Consider the following 16960-nt stretch of genomic DNA (forward strand, 5'->3'; position numbering starts at 1 on the left):
AAACGGCGAGCCAAGGCTCGCCGTTTTTTTTGAGCGGATGGGTGCTCCCGGATCAACGCATCGACTGCCGGCGGCGGAGGCAAAGCCCCCGCCGCCGGGTTGCCTTACCGTTCGGATTCGTAAGCCAAAATGGCCGCAACCTCCGTAGTGCCCGATCGGATCCGCAGCTCACACAGCGAGCTGCGGGTTATCCATGCCAGTGATATTACCGTGGCACAAATAACCACCAATTTTAACAGGCTCCGTTTGTTCGGCATCATGCCTTCTTCTCCTTGCCTCGCGGCGGGTAAGAGGCTAACTTAACGTTGTCGTGCGTTAGAGTAGGCCTCGGGTTGATGAATATCGACTCGGGGCTTTTCTCTTTGTATCTTTCGCACGGGCTCCAGAGACAAAGATCCAGAGCACCCGCGCGCAGTATATTCGCCTCCCCCTCTCTTCCCGCGTTCCTTTTCACGTTAAATATCTTTCTTGCGCAGCGACACGCAGCGCCTTGCAAGGCGTTGAAAAAGGCCCAGCAACGCTGGGCCCTTGATGGCGGAGAAAGCAAGGTGGGAGAGAGGCTTACGACGTCTGCTTGCGCAACAGATAAACGAAGTACGGCGCGCCGATAAAGGTCGCCAGCAACCCGGCGGGGATCTGATACGGGAACAGCAGCATCCGCCCGCACCAGTCGGCAAACACCATCAGCAAGCCGCCCAGCAGCGCGGCGATCACCATCTGCGGCAGCGCGCGGCGGAAGCCCAGCATGCGCGCCATATGCGGCGCCATCAGCCCGACAAAGCTCAGCGGCCCCACGGTCAGAGTCGCCATGGCGGTCAGCGTGGCGGCCAGCAACAGGATGGTCAATCGCGCAGGTGTCAAGGCGATCCCCACCGAACGAGCGGTAGCGCCGCCGAGCGGCAGGATGGTCAGCCAACGGCGGCACAGCGGCGCCAATACCATCAGGCCGGCGGCCACCAGCGCGGTGCGCAGCGCCTGCGCTGGCTCCACCGAATAGGTCGAGCCGGAGAGCCAGGTCAGCAAGCCCCCCATACGCGGATCGCCGCTCGCCAACAGCAGGAAGATGACGGTGGTAAAGGCGGTGCTGAGCGCGATGCCGGCCAGCAGCATGCGTTCCGTCGAGAAACCGCCGCGGCCTGCGGCGATCATGATGATCAGCAGCGTAACGGCCGCCCCCAGACTGCCGGCGGGCAGCAGCCAAACGAAGGCGTCGCCCGGCACCATAAACAACATCATCACGACGCCAAAAGCGGCGCCGGAACTGATGCCCAACACTTCCGGGCTGGCCATCGGGTTGCCGGTCAGCTTCTGGATCAGCGTGCCGGCGACCGCCAGCATCATGCCCGCCGCCAACGCCGACAGCACCCGCGGCCAGCGCCACGGCAGCAGGGAGTCCAGCTCCGCCCCCAGGCTCCAGTGCCAGCCGCCAGCATTTTTGCCCAGCATCAGCGCCAGCGTCAGGCCGATCAGCAATACGAGGCCACCCAGCAGGATCCAGCCGGGCAGATTCCCGCGCTCGGCAGGCACCTTGTCGCCAAGGTTCATCGGCGGCGGCGTGGCGGCGCTGCGCAAACGCGGCAACAGCCACAGCAGTAGCGGCGCGCCGAACAGCGCGGTGGCCGCACCGGTCGGGATCTCGCGCCACACCTGCGTGACCCCGAGCATCACCTGATCGGTCAGCCACAGCAACAGCGCCCCCAGCAACGGCGCCAGCATCATGCGGTGCGCCAGACGGCGCGCGCCCAGCATCTTCGCCATCAGCGGCGCAAACAGGCCGATAAAGCCGATAACGCCCACCGCGCTCACCAGCATGGCGCTGAAGATAATGGCCAGCCCCAGGGCGCAGAAGCGCGCCATCGACAGCCCCAGGCCCAGGTTGCGCGCCACGCCGTCGTCCAGTCCCAGCAGCGTCAGCGGGCGCAGCAATAGCGCCGCCAGCGCACCGGCCACCAGCAAACGCGGCAGGAGGAACTGCACCGCGCTCCAGTCCTGTTGGTTCAGCGCGCCGGTGCCCCACAGGAACATGCCCTGCAGTTGATCGTAATGAAACAGCGCCAGCAGGCTGTTGACCGCGCCGCAGTAAAGTCCCAGCACCAGCCCGGCCAGAATCAGCGTCACCGGCGACATCCGCTTGCCCCAGGCGACGCCGAACACCAGCCCGCCCACCACAATCGCCCCCATCATAGCGGCCAACTGGCGGGTGAACTCGCCCCCCGGCAGCACCCACAGCGTGGCGATGGTCAGGCCGAGCTGCGCGCCGGCGGCCACGCCGAGCGTCGACGGTTCCGCCAACGGATTGCGCAACACCTGCTGGAACAGCACGCCAACCAACCCCAGACCGGCGCCGGCCAACAGCGACACCGTCAACCGCGGCAGCAGGCTGTAATGGAACAGCATTTGCCGCACGTCGTCGATGTCCGGCGCGCTGAGCGCCCGCACCCATTGCGCCGGCGGCAGCTGCTGCACCAGGTTATATATCGTCAAACCGCCTGCCGCCGCCAGCAACAGCAAGATCAGCGTCAGCGGCAATTTCCGGATGCCCGCATTCATGACGCACTCTCCTGAGCCTGCGCCAACAGGCGGCAAAACCGCATCGTCGACAGCGTAGCGCCATAGAACCACACCGCCGGCACCTGCCGCAGCTGGTTTTGCCGCACGAAGGGCAACGACTGCCACAGCGGCGTCGCGCTGACCTTGTCCATCATCGCCTGATTGCCGTGATCGAGATAAATGACCCGGGCGTTACGCACCGTGGCCAATCGTTCAATCCCCACCACCGCCGTGCCCCAAAAGTCGGTTGGCTCCTGCCAGGCATTGCGAATGCCGAGTTGATCCATCGCTTCCTGGAACAGACTTTTCTGGCCGATGATCAGCGCATGGCGCGTGTCGATCAGAGAAAACAACAGCAGCGGTTGCCGGGTGTAGCTTTGCAGGCGCTGACGCGCGTCCTGCATAAAGCTGTCGAACTGCGCCAGGTGGTTTACCGCCCGGCTTTCTATGCCCAACCGCTGACCCAGCGCCAGCAGCGACTGGCGGGCGACGGTCAGCGGTTTGCCGCTGCCGTCGTTGAAGCCGAAGCTCATGGTTGGCGCGATGGGTTGGATTTTGCGCGGCGTCGGGCCATAGCCTTGCGACAACAACACCAGCGAAGGCTGCAGTTGCTGCAGCAGTTCGAGGTTCGGTTCGGTACGCTGGCCGACGTCGACCACCGTCGCCGGCAGCTTTGGCTCCGCCACCCACAGGTTATAGTTATGCACATCGGCCACCGCCAGCGGCGTCACGCCCAATGCCAACAGCAGCTCGATCGGCAACCATTCCAGCGCCGCAACGCGCGCGATATCCGGCGGCGCATCCGCCGCTCGGCCGGGCAACGAACCCAACAGCGGCGACAGCGCCAGCGCCATCAACAAACGGCGGCGCAGCGGATCGTGAGAAGAAGTGAATGCAGAGGACATCAGTAGACAAAACTCACCGGCGCGCCGCCGCTCGGATGCGGCAACGTGCCCATAGGAATACCGTAAATTTGCTCCAGCACCGGCCCCTGCATCAGCTCCAGCGGGCCGCCCTGGGCGATCATTTCACCGCCGCGCAGCGCCACCAAATGGTCGCAGTAGCGCGCCGCCATGTTGATGTCGTGCAGTACGGCGATCACCGTAAGATCGCGTTCGCGGCTCAAGCGCTGGATCAGCGCCAGCACCTCGACCTGGTGCGCGATATCCAGCGCCGAGGTCGGTTCGTCGAGCAGCAGGCAGCGGCTGTCCTGCGCCACCATCATCGCCAGCCAGGCGCGTTGGCGCTCGCCGCCGGAAAGGCTGTCCACCAGCCGGTTGGCGAACGGCTTCAAGCCCACCAGCGCGATGGCCTCTTCCACCTGTTGACGATCGTTGGCGCCAAAACGCCCCAGCGCGCCATGCCACGGATAACGGCCGACGGCCACCAGCTCGCGCACCGTCATGCCTTCCGCCGCCGGCAACTGCTGCGGCAGGTAGGCCACCTGGCGGGCGAAGGATTTGCTGTCCCACTGCACCAACGGCTGCTGATTGAGCAAGACCTGGCCGCCGCTGGGCGCATGGTGCCGCCCGAGCAGTTTCAACAGGGTGGATTTACCGGAACCGTTATGGCCGATCAGGCCACAGACTTTGCCCTGGGGAAAACTGAGCGACAGCGGTTGCAGCAGCACCCGGCCGGGGACGGCGAAACTGGCGTTATCCAGCGCGAAGGTCGCGCCGGGATTAAGAAGTTTGTCCTGCATAGATCCTGCTTTGTCCGGGGCGACGCGGCGCCGCCCCGGCTATCCGGTTAGAAACGGAAGGTTGCGGTGGCGACCACCTGGCGTTCTGCGCCCCAGTAGCAGGCGTAGTCGCGGTAGCAGCTCGATACGTAGGTCTTGTCGAACAGGTTGTTGATGTTGACGCCCACGGACGAACCCGGCAGGCCAAAGCGCGCCAGATCGTATTTAATGGTAGCGTCCACCAGCGTGTAATCCGGCACCTTAAAGGCGGAGTTATCGCTGTTGAAGCTCGAGCTGGAACCCACATAACGCACGCCGGAGCCCAGCGTCAGGCCGCTCACCGCCGTTTCGTGGAAGGTATAATCCGCCCACAGCGAAGCCATGTGTTTCGGCACCTCGACGGTCGGTTTACCCTGGTAAGTGTTGTCCTTGGTGTACTTCGCATCGGTATAGGTATAGGAGGCGATCAGGTTGACGTTGGCGTTCAACGCCGCCTTGGCTTCCAGCTCCACGCCGCGCGAGCGGATCTCGCCGCTCTGCACGCTGAACTGCGCGTTATCCGGATCCGGCGTCAGGTTGTTGTTCTTAGTCAGTTGGTACAGCGCGCCGGTCAGCACGATTGGGCGATCCTTCGGCACGTATTTCACACCGGCTTCATACTGCTTGCCGATAGAGGGCTTAAAGGTCTGGCCGTTGATTGACGTATCGAGGGTCGGTTCAAACGACTCGCTGTAGCTGAAATACGGCGTCACGCCGTTGTCGAACAGGTAATTCAATCCGCCGCGCCAGGTAAACTGCCCATCGGAGCGTTCGTTGGTGTACCCGAGAACGCGGTTATTGGCCGACGTTTTCGCCCAGTCATAGCGCCCGCCCAGCGTCAACAGCCACTGGTTCCACTCCCCTTGCTCCTGCACATACAGGCCGGTTTGCTCCTGACGGTTCAAATACTTGTATGGGAAGTTGATATTGACCACATCATTGCCATACTGCGGCTGGGTCATGCTCAGGCCGTCTGCGGAACCATAGTCGGAATTGATATCGTTGCGCATACGCGAATAATCTACGCCAAACAACAGCGTATGGTCGATATCGCCGGTTTTCACCTTCGCCTGCGCCTGAGTATCAACCGCAAAATTGTTCAGGTGCTCTTTCGACTGAACATAAGCGCGATTGATCGTCGTCGGTGATGACAAGCCAAATCCGTAGATGCTCTTCATATCGGTGTCCACCTGCATATAACGCAGGTTCTGGCGCACCGCCCAGGTATCGTTGAAGGCGTGTTCGAAACTGTACCCAATCATCCGCTGCTTGCGCGCCATATAGTTGCTGGCTTCACCTTCGTTGAAATCGGTCGGCAGTTTGCTGCCGTCCGGCAACGGGATCAGCGTGCCCTGCTTCGGCAGCCAGCCGTAATAACCGGTATAGGGATCGTTTTGAATGTTGGCCAGCAGCGTGAAGTTGGTTTTGTCATCCGGGCGCCAGCTAAAGGACGGCGCGATCGCATAGCGCTTCTCTTTGCTCATGTTTTGCTGCGTATCGCTGTCTTTCGCCAGACCGGTCAGGCGATAGGAATAGATGCCCTGATCGTCCAGCGCGTCGCTGAAATCGAAACCGGTCTGGAACAGGTTGTCGCTGCCCATCTTGAACTGGATTTCGCGCAGCGGCTCGGTGGTTGGCCGCTTGCTGACCATCGAGACCAAACCGCCCGGGTTGCTTTTGCCGTACAGCACCGAGACCGGGCCGCGCAGCAGTTCGGCGCGTTCGAGGAAATAAGGATCGATGGACGCTTCGCTGTAGTTGTCGCCCAGCAACCGCAGGCCATCCAGATACTGGGTGGTGTTGGTGGCCGGGAAGCCGCGGATTGCCACCGCGTCATAGGTCGTGGAGCTGCCACGGCTGGCGAATACGCCCGGCGCATAGGCCAGTGCGCCCTTCACCGTATCCGGTTGGCGCATGTCCATCTCTTCACGCGTTACCACGGAAACGGACTGCGGGTTCTTCTCGATCGGCGTATCGGTTTTGGTGCCGGTGGCGCTGCGCTTGGCGACATAGGTGCCAACCGGCCCCCAGGCGCTTTCCTGCTGGGCGGTGTTGCTACCGCCCACAACGGTAATCGTGTCTTCCTTGGCGTCGGCGGAAAAGGCCGGCATCGCCAGCGTGCCCAGCGCCGCGGCGACGGTGATCGCTAACGCGCTGACGGGGAGACGGCCCTGCTTGGCCGCGGATGATGAAAGACGCTTGGTCAGCATGATTTATTTCTCTGATGAATTATTAAATGACGAATGTAAACGATAATAATTATTATAAGCGTCACATTTTATGCAGAAGCCAAATTAAACTGCAAGCCGAATTCATAGGGCAAATAGGTTAAGGATTAGGCGCTTAGCCTTGCAGTTAACAGGGAAATAAAACGAGCGGAAAAATAAAAAAGCCCGCAACCAAGGTTACGGGCTTAATAACAAAGAAAAAACTTTCACCGGGGCCGACGCCCCGGTAGCGATTACTGGCCGAACATATCCTTGATCCAGCCGGCGACGCCATCGCCATCTTTTTGCTCACCCGCCGCCGGTTGTTGCTGTTGCTGCTGTTGCTGCACCGCCGCCTGGCTGGCCTGGCACAATCCCTGCGGATTGTCGGTCCAGACCGGGATGGTGCGCCAACTGCCGCCGCCGCAGATAAAGTTGCCGGCAGAGTCGATGCTCATCTGGTTAATGCCTTCAGGCGGCTGCAGCATCAGCGGCAGCGGCGTCTGGTTTTCCAGATAGCGGCGATACAGGGTCAACGCGCCGTTGGCGCCGGTCAGTTTGGCCGGGCCGTTGTTATCGCGCCCGACCCAGGCGATCGCCACTTCCTTGCCGTCGATGCCGGCGAACCAGCTGTCGCGCAGATCGTTGGTGGTACCGGTTTTCGCCGCCAGGTTGTAGTTCGGGAACTTCACCGACAGCGAACGGGAGGTTCCTCGCGCCACGCCCTGCTGCATCGCGTACAGCGTCAGGTAAGCGGCCTGCGCCGGCACCATGCGCTCCGCCTGCGGGAAGCTCTGGTACAGCACCGTGCCGTCTTCGGCGATCACCGAACGCACCGCCGACAGCGGCGCACGGTTACCGCCGCTGGCGATGGTCTGGTACTCCTGCGCCACTTCCATCGGCGTCAGGCCAATCGCTCCCAACAGCATCGAAGGCACCGGGTTGATCTCCGCTTTCGGGATCCCGAGGCGTTGCAGCGTGGCGCTGATCTGATCCAGCCCGACGGACAGGCCGAGGTTCACCGTCGGCACGTTCAGCGAGTTGGCCAACGCATCCACCAGCATCACCTGACCGCGGAATTTGCGATCATAGTTGTTCGGTTGCCAGACGGCGCCGTTCGGCTGTTTCAGCGACAGCGGCGCATCCGCCAGCCAGGTGTTGAGGCGGTATTTATCCGGTTCGGACAGCGCGGTCAGGTACGTCGGCGGCTTGGCCAACGAGCCGACCAGACGGCGCGCCTGCATGGCGCGGTTGAAACCGGCGAACTGCGGGTTGGCGCCGCCGACCATGGCGCGCACTTCACCGCTGAAGCGATCGACGATCACCATCGCCGCCTCCAGATCCTGCAGGTGACGCGCGGCGCGCAGCGCCGGGATGCCGTCTTCGACCGCTTTTTCCGCCGCGTCTTGCGACACCGGATCCAGCGTGGTGAAGATCTTCACCCCGGACAAGTCATTCACTTTATCGCCCAGCCTGGTTTGCAGTTCCTGACGCACCATCTGCATAAACGCCGGCTGTGGCGTAATGACGCCGCCTTTCGGCTGTACGCCCAGCGGACGCGCGCTCAGCATGTCATACAGCTCGCCGTCGATCACACCCTGGTTCTGCAGCAGTTTGAGCACCAGGTTGCGGCGTTCCAGCGCCAGTTTCGGGTTACGCCACGGGTTGTACAGCGACGCGCCCTTGACCATGCCGACCAGCAGCGCCTGTTGATCGAGGCTCAGCTCGTCCACCGGGCGGCCGAAGTAATACAGGCTGGCCAGCGGGAAGCCGCGGATCTGGTCGCTGCCGCTCTGGCCGAGGTACACCTCGTTCAGATACAGCTCCAGGATGCGGTCTTTGCTGTAACGGTAATCGACCAACAGCGCCATATAGGCTTCGTTGGCCTTACGCCACAACGAACGTTCGTTGGTCAGGAACAGGTTCTTCACCAGCTGCTGCGTCAGGGTACTGCCGCCCTGCACCGCACGGCCGGCGGTCAGGTTGGCCAGCACCGCGCGGCCGATGGAGTACGGGCTGATGCCGTCATGCTCATAGAAGTGGCGGTCTTCCGTGGCAATCAGCGTATCCACTAACAGATCCGGGAAACCGGAGCGCGGCACGAACAGGCGCTGTTCACCGTTCGGCGACTGCAGCATGGTGATAAGACGCGGATCGAGGCGGAAGAAGCCGAAGCTGCGGCCGCTGTCCAGGTTTTCGATCTTCGCCAGGCGGTTGTTCTGGAAATCGAGGCGGGCGCGGATCTGCCCTTCTTTACCATCCGGGAAGTCGAACGGGCGGCGCAGCATCTCGATGCTGTTGGCCTGTACGGTAAACTCGCCCGGACGCGTCATGCGGCTGACCTGGCGATACTGCATGCCTTCCAGCAGGTTGACCATCTCCTTCTTGCTGTACGGCATGCCCGGTTCCAGGTTGACCATGCGGCCGTACACCGCCGCCGGCAATTGCCAGACTTTGCCGTCGATGCGGCTGCGGATCTGGGAATCCAAATAGACGCCGTAGATCGCCAACAGGACGGCGAGCACCAGGATCAGTTTGATAATCAGGCCGAGCCAGCGGCGTTTTTTACGCGGCGGAGTCGCTTTTACCTTACGCGGCATGCGTTCCTCCTCCTCTTCATACTCATCATCGTCATACTCGTCTTCTTCGTAATCGTCATAATCGTCGTCTCGGCGACGGCGCGGCGGCTTGCGCGACGCGGTGCTTTTTGGTTGTTTTCCTTTGCGCCCGATGGGCTCGCGGTCATCCCCAGCCATGGCTGTTGTTCTCCGAGCTTGCCGACACTGCCGGCCGTGATTAGTCGCTTAATCTGTGCCGACGCCGCAGCGCTGACCAGAAGAAACATCTGAATTCCAAACCTTGAATGATCGCGACCTACTGATATTTCTTCGTTCGGCGCGTCGGTACCGCCGTGGCCGGATCGTCCGGCCACACGTGTTTCGGGTAGCGGCCCTTCATCTCTTTTTGCACCTCGCGGTAGGCGCCTTGCCAGAAGGCCGCCAGATCGCCGGTGATTTGCAACGGCCGGTGCGCCGGTGAGAGTAACTCAAGCACCACCGGGATGCGACCCTCCGCCAACATCGGGCTGCGCTGCTCGCCGAACATCTCCTGCAAACGCACCGCCAGCGCCGGCGGTTTGCCGGCCTCATAACGGATCGGCAGGCGGCTGCCGGTCGGCACAGTGTAATGAGTGGGTAGCGCATTATCCAGCCGCTGCTTTTGCTGCCAGTCCAGCAGGCGGGATAGCGCCTCGGCGATGTTGACCTGCTTCAAGCCGCGCAGATCGCGCACGCCATTCAGCGACGGCAGCAGCCACTGATCCAGCGCCGCCAGCAGCGGCTCTTCATCCATCGCCGGCCACTCCGCCTCCGGCAGCCAGGCTTGCGCGCACTGCAGGCGCACCCGCAATTGTTCGGCGGCGCCCTCCCAGTTGAGCACCGCCAGCCCCTGCGCGCGCACCCAATCGAGCAGCGCCTGCTGCAGCTCTTCGTCCGCCGGTTTGGCCAGCGGCTGGGCACGCAGCGTCAGACGGCCGATCTGCTGGCGCTTCCAGGCGCGCAGCGTGCCCTTCTCTTCATCCCACTCCACCGCCGTGCGCTGCATGACCATCGCCGGCAGCTGCGCCGCCAGCGCTTCGATGTCCACCGGCAACGCCAACAGGATACGCGCATCGGGGCTGTTGTGGCCCTGCAACAGGCTGGGGACGATCAGCCAGGGCGCGCGCGACAGCGCCTCATCCTGGTTCATCGCCGCCCCCATGCCGTTAGCCAGCAAGTAGCGGCCGTCCTGGCCACGGCGCTGGGCGATGCGATCGGCAAATGCCGACGCCAACAGGCGCGGCGCCAACTCGACGTCGACTTGCCCCGCACGTTGCGGCAGGCGTTTGGCCAACTGCGCGGCGCGCTGCCGCCAGTTCGCTTGCGGGCGGCTCAGCCAATAACCGATATCCATCTGCCCGCCGCGCGGCGGTTCTTCCAGCAACGCCGCCAACAACGCCGCCGTCGCCAGGCCGTCGGCGCTCAGCGTCGCGCCGGCAACCAGCATCGCCGCCAGCCGCGGCTCGCATCCCAACGCGGCCATCTGGCGCCCCGGCGCGGTGAGTTTGTCGCCGTCATCCGTAGCCCCCAACCGGCGCAACAACGCCCTGGCCGCCGCCAATGCCGCCGCCGGCGGCGCATCAAGCCAGGTCAGCTGCGCCGGATCGTGACAACCCCACTGCAACAGTTCGAGCCAGAAGCCGGTGAGATCGCTCTGTAAAATATCCGGTTCGGCATGTTCCGCCGCGCGTTCCGCCTGTTCTTTGACGAACAGATGCCAGCAAAGGCCTGGCTCCAGGCGCCCGGCGCGCCCGGCGCGCTGCACCATCGAGGCCTGACTGATGCGCTGCGTCGCCAGCCGTGTCAAACCGTTGCGCACGTCGTAACGCACCACGCGCTCCAGGCCGCTGTCCACCACCAGCCGAATGCCCTCGATCGTCAGGCTGGTTTCGGCGATGTTGGTCGCCAGCACCACCTTGCGGCGGCCAGGCGCCGCCGGCTGAATCGCTTTTTGCTGTTGCGCCAGAGGCAAGGCACCATACAGCGGGCAAAGATCGGTATCGCTCTCCACCTCGCCGGTCAATCGCTCCAGCACCCGATTGATCTCCGCCACGCCCGGCAGGAACAGCAGCAAAGATCCCGGCTGTTCGGCCAGCAACCGCTTCACCGCCGCCGCTACGCCGTCCTCCAGCCGCTGATGGCTGGCCAACGGCTGATACAGGCGTTCAACCGGGAAACTGCGCCCCTCAGACACCACTACCGGCGCTTCCGGCAGCAACTGCGACAGGCGAGCGTTATCCAAGGTGGCCGACATGATCAGCAGTTTCAGATCGTCGCGCAGCCCTTGCTGCACGTCGAGCAGCAACGCCAGCGCCAAATCGGCCTGCAGGCTGCGTTCATGGAACTCATCGAGGATCACCAACGACACGCCCTGCAGCTCGGCATCCTGCTGCAGCATGCGGGTGAGAATGCCTTCCGTCACCACTTCCAGCCGAGTCTGCGACCCGCTTTTGCTTTCGGCGCGCATGCGGTAGCCCACGGTCTGACCAGGCTCCTCCCCCAGTTGCTGCGCCAGGCGATAGGCGACGTTTTTCGCCGCCAGCCGCCGCGGCTCCAACATGATAATGCGCCCCGGCAACCCGGCCTTAGCCAGGATCTGCAGCGGCAACCAGGTGGATTTACCGGCGCCGGTCGGGGCGTGCAACAGCACCTGCGGGGCAGACTGCAGCGCAGCCAGCAACTCATCGAGCACTGCGCTGACGGGCAATGAAGACACTGAATTCTCCGTAGTGGTTAACGTTAAACGGCGTACAGTGTAGCATTAGCTTTGTCCCCGTAGCCTTTCAAACTGCGGCGTCGTTAGCTATAGTACGGAGCTCATTCGTGCGCCGCGCCGCTCGCGGGGCCGCTGCCAGTAACGTTTACCGCTGTTCCCGACCGTTTTGTCATGCATTTGCCGAGTCCTTATGTCCAATTCGCGCCGCCTGTTTTTCGCCCTGTCCTTGCCTGACGCCCTGCAACAGCAGGTGATCCGCTGGCGCGCCGAGGCGTTTGCGCCGGGGGCCGGCCGGCCGGTGGCGGCGGCCAATTTGCACCTGACGCTGGCGTTTCTCGGCGAGGTCAGCGCGCAGAAAGAACTGGCGCTGCGCAAACTGGCCGGCCGCATCGTGCAACCCGGCTTCAGCATGCGGCTCGACGATCTCGGCCATTGGCCGCGCCCCGGCGTGGTCTGGCTCGGCACCCGCCGCGCGCCGCGCGGGCTGCTGCAGCTGGCCGAGCTGCTGCGTTCGCAGGCCGCCCGCAACGGCTGCCATCAAAGCGCGCTGCCGTTCCATCCGCACATCACGCTGCTGCGCGCCGCCACTCAGCCGGTGGCGCTCCCGCCGGCGACGCCGGGCTGGGCGTTCAGCGCCGACGCCTTTTCCTTATATGAGTCGGTGTTCGAAAACGGCCGCACCCGCTATCAACACCTCGAACAGTGGCCGCTGGCCAAACAGGCATCCGCATGATTTTCTCTCCACCGCTGCGTTCCGCTACGCTGATCAAACGTTACAAACGCTTTCTGGCGGACGTGATCACCCCGGAAGGGGAAACCTTTACGCTGCACTGCGCCAATACCGGCGCCATGACCGGCTGCGCCACGCCCGGCGACACCGTTTGGTACTCCACCTCGGACAATCCCAAGCGCAAATACGCCCACAGTTGGGAGTTGACCCATACCCAACAGGGGCACTGGATCTGCGTCAATACCCTGCGCGCCAACGCGCTGGTGCGCGAGGCGATTGAACATAATTCAATCAATGAATTATCCGGTTACAGTAAAATCAGCAGCGAGGTGAAATACGGCGGTGAAAACAGCCGTATCGATTTGTTATTACAGGCAGAAAATCGGGTTAACTGCTATATTGAAGTTAAGTCAGTCACATTACTGCAACAACAACGTGGTTACTTTCCTGATGCGGTAACGCTCAGAGGGCAAAAGCACCTGCGTGAGTTGCTCAGCGTGGTTGAAAGCGGGCAACGGGCGGTGTTGTTCTTTGCCGTGTTACACAGCGGTATTGAGCAGGTCGCACCGGCACATCATATAGATGAGCGCTATGCGGCGCTGTTGGCACAGGTCCGGCAGTTGGGAGTGGAAGTGGTTTGCTACGGGGCAAAGTTATCACCTGACGGTATTTATCTCTGCGATAAGCTGCCGTTTTTTATCGATTAGCGCAGTCGGGTCCCTATAAATAGACAACCGGCCAGCACGATCGCCAAATACGCCCTCCTTCACACGATTGTCAAGCGGGCGACAGGAATAATTGCCAACCTACCTTCCTTCTGTTATTTATAGCGGCCTGTTTTTCCCCCGCATTGGGGATTCGATAGTGCGTGTGTATGTAGGAGAAGCAACATGCAAGAAGGGCAAAACCGTAAAACCTCGTCCTTGAGCATTCTCGCCATCGCTGGGGTGGAGCCGTACCAAGAGAAGCCGGGCGAAGAGTACATGAACGACGCCCAGTTGTCGCATTTCAAGCGCATTCTTGAAGCGTGGCGCAACCAGCTCAGGGACGAAGTGGACCGTACTGTATCGCATATGCAAGAAGAGGCAGCCAACTTCCCTGATCCGGCCGACCGTGCCACTCAGGAAGAAGAGTTCAGCCTTGAACTGCGTAACCGTGACCGTGAACGCAAACTGATCAAAAAGATCGAAAAAACGCTGAAGAAAGTGGAAGACGATGATTTCGGCTACTGCGAATCTTGTGGCGTGGAGATCGGGATTCGTCGCCTCGAAGCGCGTCCGACCGCCGATCTGTGCATCGACTGCAAGACGCTGGCTGAGATCCGCGAAAAGCAGATGGCCGGCTAATACCGTTGTTATCGCTGCGGCGTGCGCACCCGCGTGCGCCGCACAGAGAAAAGGGAACCTCTCCCCTCTGATATGCAAGAAAGTCATTATGTGGGGCGCTTTGCCCCATCGCCTTCCGGGGATCTGCATTTCGGTTCGCTGATTGCCGCTCTGGGAAGCTACCTTCAGGCTCGCGCCCAACGTGGGCAGTGGCTGGTTCGCATCGAAGATATCGACCCGCCGCGCGAAGTCCCCGGCGCCGCCGCTCGCATCCTGTCCGCGCTGGAACATTATGGTCTCCACTGGGACGGCCAGGTCATCTATCAATCCCAACGTCACGACGCCTATCGCGCCGCGCTGGATCTGTTGCAGCGCCAGGGGCTCAGCTATTACTGCACCTGCACCCGCAGCCGCATCCAGCACATCGGCGGATTGTACGACGGCCACTGCCGCGATTTGCAGCTCGGCCCGCAGGGTGCCGCTATCCGCTTGCGTCAGACCGCCCCCGTTTACCGGTTCAACGATCGCCTGCAGGGAGAATTGCACGCCGATCCGGCGCTGGCGGGGGAAGACTTTATCATTCGCCGCCGCGATGGGCTGTTCGCCTACAACCTGGCGGTGGTGATCGACGACCATTTTCAGGGCGTGACCGAGATTGTCCGCGGCGCCGATCTGATCGAACCGACGGTGCGCCAAATTGCCCTCTACCGCCAGCTGCAGGTGCCGGTGCCCGCCTATGTGCATCTGCCGCTGGCTCTGGGCGCCAACGGCATCAAGCTGTCGAAGCAAAATCATGCGCCGGCGTTGCCCGCCGGCGATCCGCGCCCGGTGCTGATCGCCGCGCTGAAATTTCTGCGCCAACCGCTGCCGGAAAGCTGGCAAGATCTTGACCTGCCATTATTATTGAGCTGGGCGATCGAACACTGGCGGTTGGAAAACGTGCCGCGTCAGGAGGCTATCCCTCTGGATGAAAACACGCCGGCATTCTCAAAGGAGCCATGGTGAGCTATGATTAGCCGCTATTTTTTGTTAGCTCCATTTTTATCAGTCACTATCGAGGTGTACCATTTTTACCCGAGTAGCCAACTTCTGTCGTAAGGTACTGACCCGCGATGACAAGCTGCCCCGCGACGACGCGGCGGCCGGCGATAAAAACGTAGTCCGCGAAGAGCGTGCCGCGGCGCCAAGCCGCCCTGCGCCGCAGCCGCGCGCCGCCGATAACGGCAGCAACGCCCCTGCCCGCCGCTCAACGCCGCGCAAGCGTCCGCCTTTTCCTATCGCCGAGAGCAACGACTCGATGACCGTGATCCCGCGCGAACAGCACGCGATCTCCCGTAAAGACATCAGCGAAAATGCGCTGAAAGTGCTTTATCGCCTGAACAAGTCCGGCTACGAGGCTTATCTGGTCGGCGGCGGGGTGCGCGATCTGTTGCTCGGCAAAAAGCCGAAAGACTTCGACATCACCACCAACGCCACGCCGGAGCAAGTGCGCAAGCTGTTCCGCAACTGCCGCCTGGTCGGCCGCCGTTTCCGCCTGGCGCACGTGATGTTCGGGCCGGAGATCATCGAAGTGGCCACCTTCCGCGGTCACCACGAACAGAATCAGGAATCCGACAAGAATTCCTCCCAGCAGGCGCAAAACGGCATGCTGCTGCGCGACAATATCTTCGGTTCGATCGAGGAAGACGCCCAGCGCCGTGATTTCACCATCAACAGCCTGTACTACGGCGTGGCGGATTTCACCCTGCGCGATTACGTCGGCGGCCTGAACGATCTGAAGCAAGGCGTGATCCGCCTGATCGGCGATCCGGAAACTCGCTACCGCGAAGATCCGGTGCGTATGCTGCGCGCGGTGCGCTTCGCCGCCAAGCTGGACATGCGCATCAGCGAAGAGACCGCCGAGCCGATCCCGCGCCTGGCCTCGCTGCTGCATGAGATCCCGCCGGCGCGTCTGTTCGAAGAATCCCTCAAGCTGCTGCAGGCGGGTTACGGTTTCCAGACCTACCTGAAGCTGTGCGAATACCAGCTGTTCCAACCGCTGTTCCCGCTGATCGCCCGTAACTTCACGCCGAACCACGATACGCCGATGGAGCGCATTCTGGTGCAGGTGCTGAAGAACACCGATCACCGTCTGCAGAACGACATGCGCGTCAACCCGGCGTTCCTGTTCGCCGCCATGCTGTGGTACCCGCTGCTGGAGCACGCGCAGAAGCTGGCGCAGGAAAGCGGCCTGGCCTACTACGACGCCTTCGCGCTGGCAATGAACGACGTACTAGACGAGCAGTGCCGCTCGCTGGCCATCCCGAAACGCATCACCACGCTGGTGCGCGATATCTGGCAGCTGCAGCTGCGCCTGTCCCGCCGCCAGGGCAAACGCGCGCACAAACTGATGGAACATCCGAAATTCCGCGCCGCCTATGATTTGCTGGCGCTGCGTGCGGAAGTGGAAGACAATCAGGAAATGCTGCGTCTGGCCGAGTGGTGGGGCGAGTTCCAGGATGCCACGCCGGCGCGGCAGAAAGCCATGCTGAGCACCCTGGGTGACGATCCGGCGCCGCGTCGCGCGCGCCAACGCCGCCCTCGCCGCCGGGCACCGCGTAAAGAAGGGGCATAATGATCCGCGTTTATATCGCGCTGGGCAGCAACCTGGCGCAGCCGCTGCAACAGGTTAACGCCGCGCTGGAGGCGCTGGAGCATCTCCCGCGCACCCGGCTGGTCACCTGTTCTTCGTTTTACCGCACCAAGCCGCTGGGGCCGCAAAACCAGCCGGACTTTCTCAATGCGGTGGTGGCGCTGGATACCCTGTTGCCGCCCGAACAGCTGCTCGACCATACCCAGGCGATAGAACGCAATCAGGGTCGCGTGCGCAAGGATGAACGCTGGGGGCCGCGCACGCTCGATCTGGACATCATGCTGTACGGCGACAAGGTGATCCATACCGATCGCCTGACGGTGCCGCATTACGGCCTGAAAGAGCGCGAATTCATGCTCTACCCGCTGGCGGAAATCGCCCCCGATCTGATTTTCCCCGATGGCGAACCGCTCGCCAGCTGCCTCAAGCGCGTGCCGGAAAACGGCATGGCGCTGTGGCACTCGCCAAAACCGAAATCCTGAC

Annotated in this window: 13 protein-coding genes; 6 read left to right on the plus strand and 7 right to left on the minus strand. The window is 62.3% G+C overall.

What is annotated here, in order from left to right:
* Nucleotides 1-104: 104 nt before the first annotated feature.
* The 7 genes from ACOWVD_RS14015 to hrpB form a co-directional block, all read right to left on the minus strand.
* Nucleotides 105-257 (minus strand): Hok/Gef family protein, encoded by a 153-nt coding sequence (locus tag ACOWVD_RS14015; RefSeq protein WP_004937594.1) that lies wholly within the window; start codon nt 255-257, stop codon nt 105-107.
* Between the two features lie 304 nt (nt 258-561).
* Nucleotides 562-2550 (minus strand): Fe(3+)-hydroxamate ABC transporter permease FhuB, encoded by a 1989-nt coding sequence (fhuB, locus tag ACOWVD_RS14020; RefSeq protein WP_164095565.1) that lies wholly within the window; start codon nt 2548-2550, stop codon nt 562-564.
* A complete protein-coding gene (gene fhuD / locus ACOWVD_RS14025) occupies nt 2547-3455 on the minus strand; it encodes a Fe(3+)-hydroxamate ABC transporter substrate-binding protein FhuD (RefSeq protein WP_021504740.1) in 909 nt (302 codons plus the stop codon). Before fhuD ends, fhuB begins: the two co-directional genes overlap by 4 nt.
* Nucleotides 3455-4252: a Fe3+-hydroxamate ABC transporter ATP-binding protein FhuC gene (fhuC, locus tag ACOWVD_RS14030; protein ID WP_049239906.1), complete on the minus strand. Its 798-nt coding sequence runs from the start codon at nt 4250-4252 to the stop codon at nt 3455-3457. Before fhuC ends, fhuD begins: the two co-directional genes overlap by 1 nt.
* A 47-nt stretch (nt 4253-4299) precedes the next feature.
* A complete protein-coding gene (fhuA, locus tag ACOWVD_RS14035) occupies nt 4300-6480 on the minus strand; it encodes a ferrichrome porin FhuA (protein WP_342134897.1) in 2181 nt (726 codons plus the stop codon).
* A 251-nt stretch (nt 6481-6731) separates the two neighbouring features.
* Nucleotides 6732-9233 carry a bifunctional glycosyl transferase/transpeptidase gene (mrcB, locus tag ACOWVD_RS14040; protein WP_016930056.1) on the minus strand — a complete coding sequence of 834 codons (2502 nt, stop codon included), beginning with the start codon at nt 9231-9233 and terminating at the stop codon, nt 6732-6734.
* A gap of 118 nt (nt 9234-9351) precedes the next feature.
* The gene (hrpB, locus tag ACOWVD_RS14045) at nt 9352-11790 is read right to left on the minus strand and encodes an ATP-dependent helicase HrpB (RefSeq protein WP_421105636.1); all 2439 of its coding nucleotides are present in this window, start codon (nt 11788-11790) and stop codon (nt 9352-9354) included.
* Between the two features lie 190 nt (nt 11791-11980).
* Here hrpB and thpR point away from each other — a divergent pair, with 190 nt between their 5' ends.
* The 6 genes from thpR (at nt 11981) to folK (ending at nt 16959) form a co-directional block, all read left to right on the plus strand.
* Nucleotides 11981-12523 carry an RNA 2',3'-cyclic phosphodiesterase gene (gene thpR / locus ACOWVD_RS14050; protein ID WP_015379023.1) on the plus strand — a complete coding sequence of 181 codons (543 nt, stop codon included), beginning with the start codon at nt 11981-11983 and terminating at the stop codon, nt 12521-12523.
* Complete coding sequence (sfsA, locus tag ACOWVD_RS14055; RefSeq protein ID WP_164095566.1) at nt 12520-13227, plus strand: DNA/RNA nuclease SfsA; 708 nt, start codon at nt 12520-12522, stop codon at nt 13225-13227. The genes thpR and sfsA overlap by 4 nt, the downstream gene beginning before the upstream one ends.
* 183 nt (nt 13228-13410) lie before the next feature.
* On the plus strand, nt 13411-13866 hold the full coding sequence (gene dksA / locus ACOWVD_RS14060; RefSeq protein WP_004937569.1) for an RNA polymerase-binding protein DksA: 456 nt from the start codon (nt 13411-13413) through the stop codon (nt 13864-13866).
* 72 nt (nt 13867-13938) lie between these two features.
* Nucleotides 13939-14850 (plus strand): tRNA glutamyl-Q(34) synthetase GluQRS, encoded by a 912-nt coding sequence (gene gluQRS, locus ACOWVD_RS14065; RefSeq protein ID WP_164095568.1) that lies wholly within the window; start codon nt 13939-13941, stop codon nt 14848-14850.
* Between the two features lie 61 nt (nt 14851-14911).
* Nucleotides 14912-16459 carry a polynucleotide adenylyltransferase PcnB gene (pcnB, locus tag ACOWVD_RS14070; protein ID WP_075201870.1) on the plus strand — a complete coding sequence of 516 codons (1548 nt, stop codon included), beginning with the start codon at nt 14912-14914 and terminating at the stop codon, nt 16457-16459.
* On the plus strand, nt 16459-16959 hold the full coding sequence (gene folK / locus ACOWVD_RS14075; RefSeq protein WP_004937558.1) for a 2-amino-4-hydroxy-6-hydroxymethyldihydropteridine diphosphokinase: 501 nt from the start codon (nt 16459-16461) through the stop codon (nt 16957-16959). Before pcnB ends, folK begins: the two co-directional genes overlap by 1 nt.
* The last annotated feature ends 1 nt before the right edge of the window (nt 16960 follow it).

Source organism: Serratia sp. SA088, from assembly GCF_049065515.1.
Taxonomy (GTDB): domain Bacteria; phylum Pseudomonadota; class Gammaproteobacteria; order Enterobacterales; family Enterobacteriaceae; genus Serratia; species Serratia nematodiphila.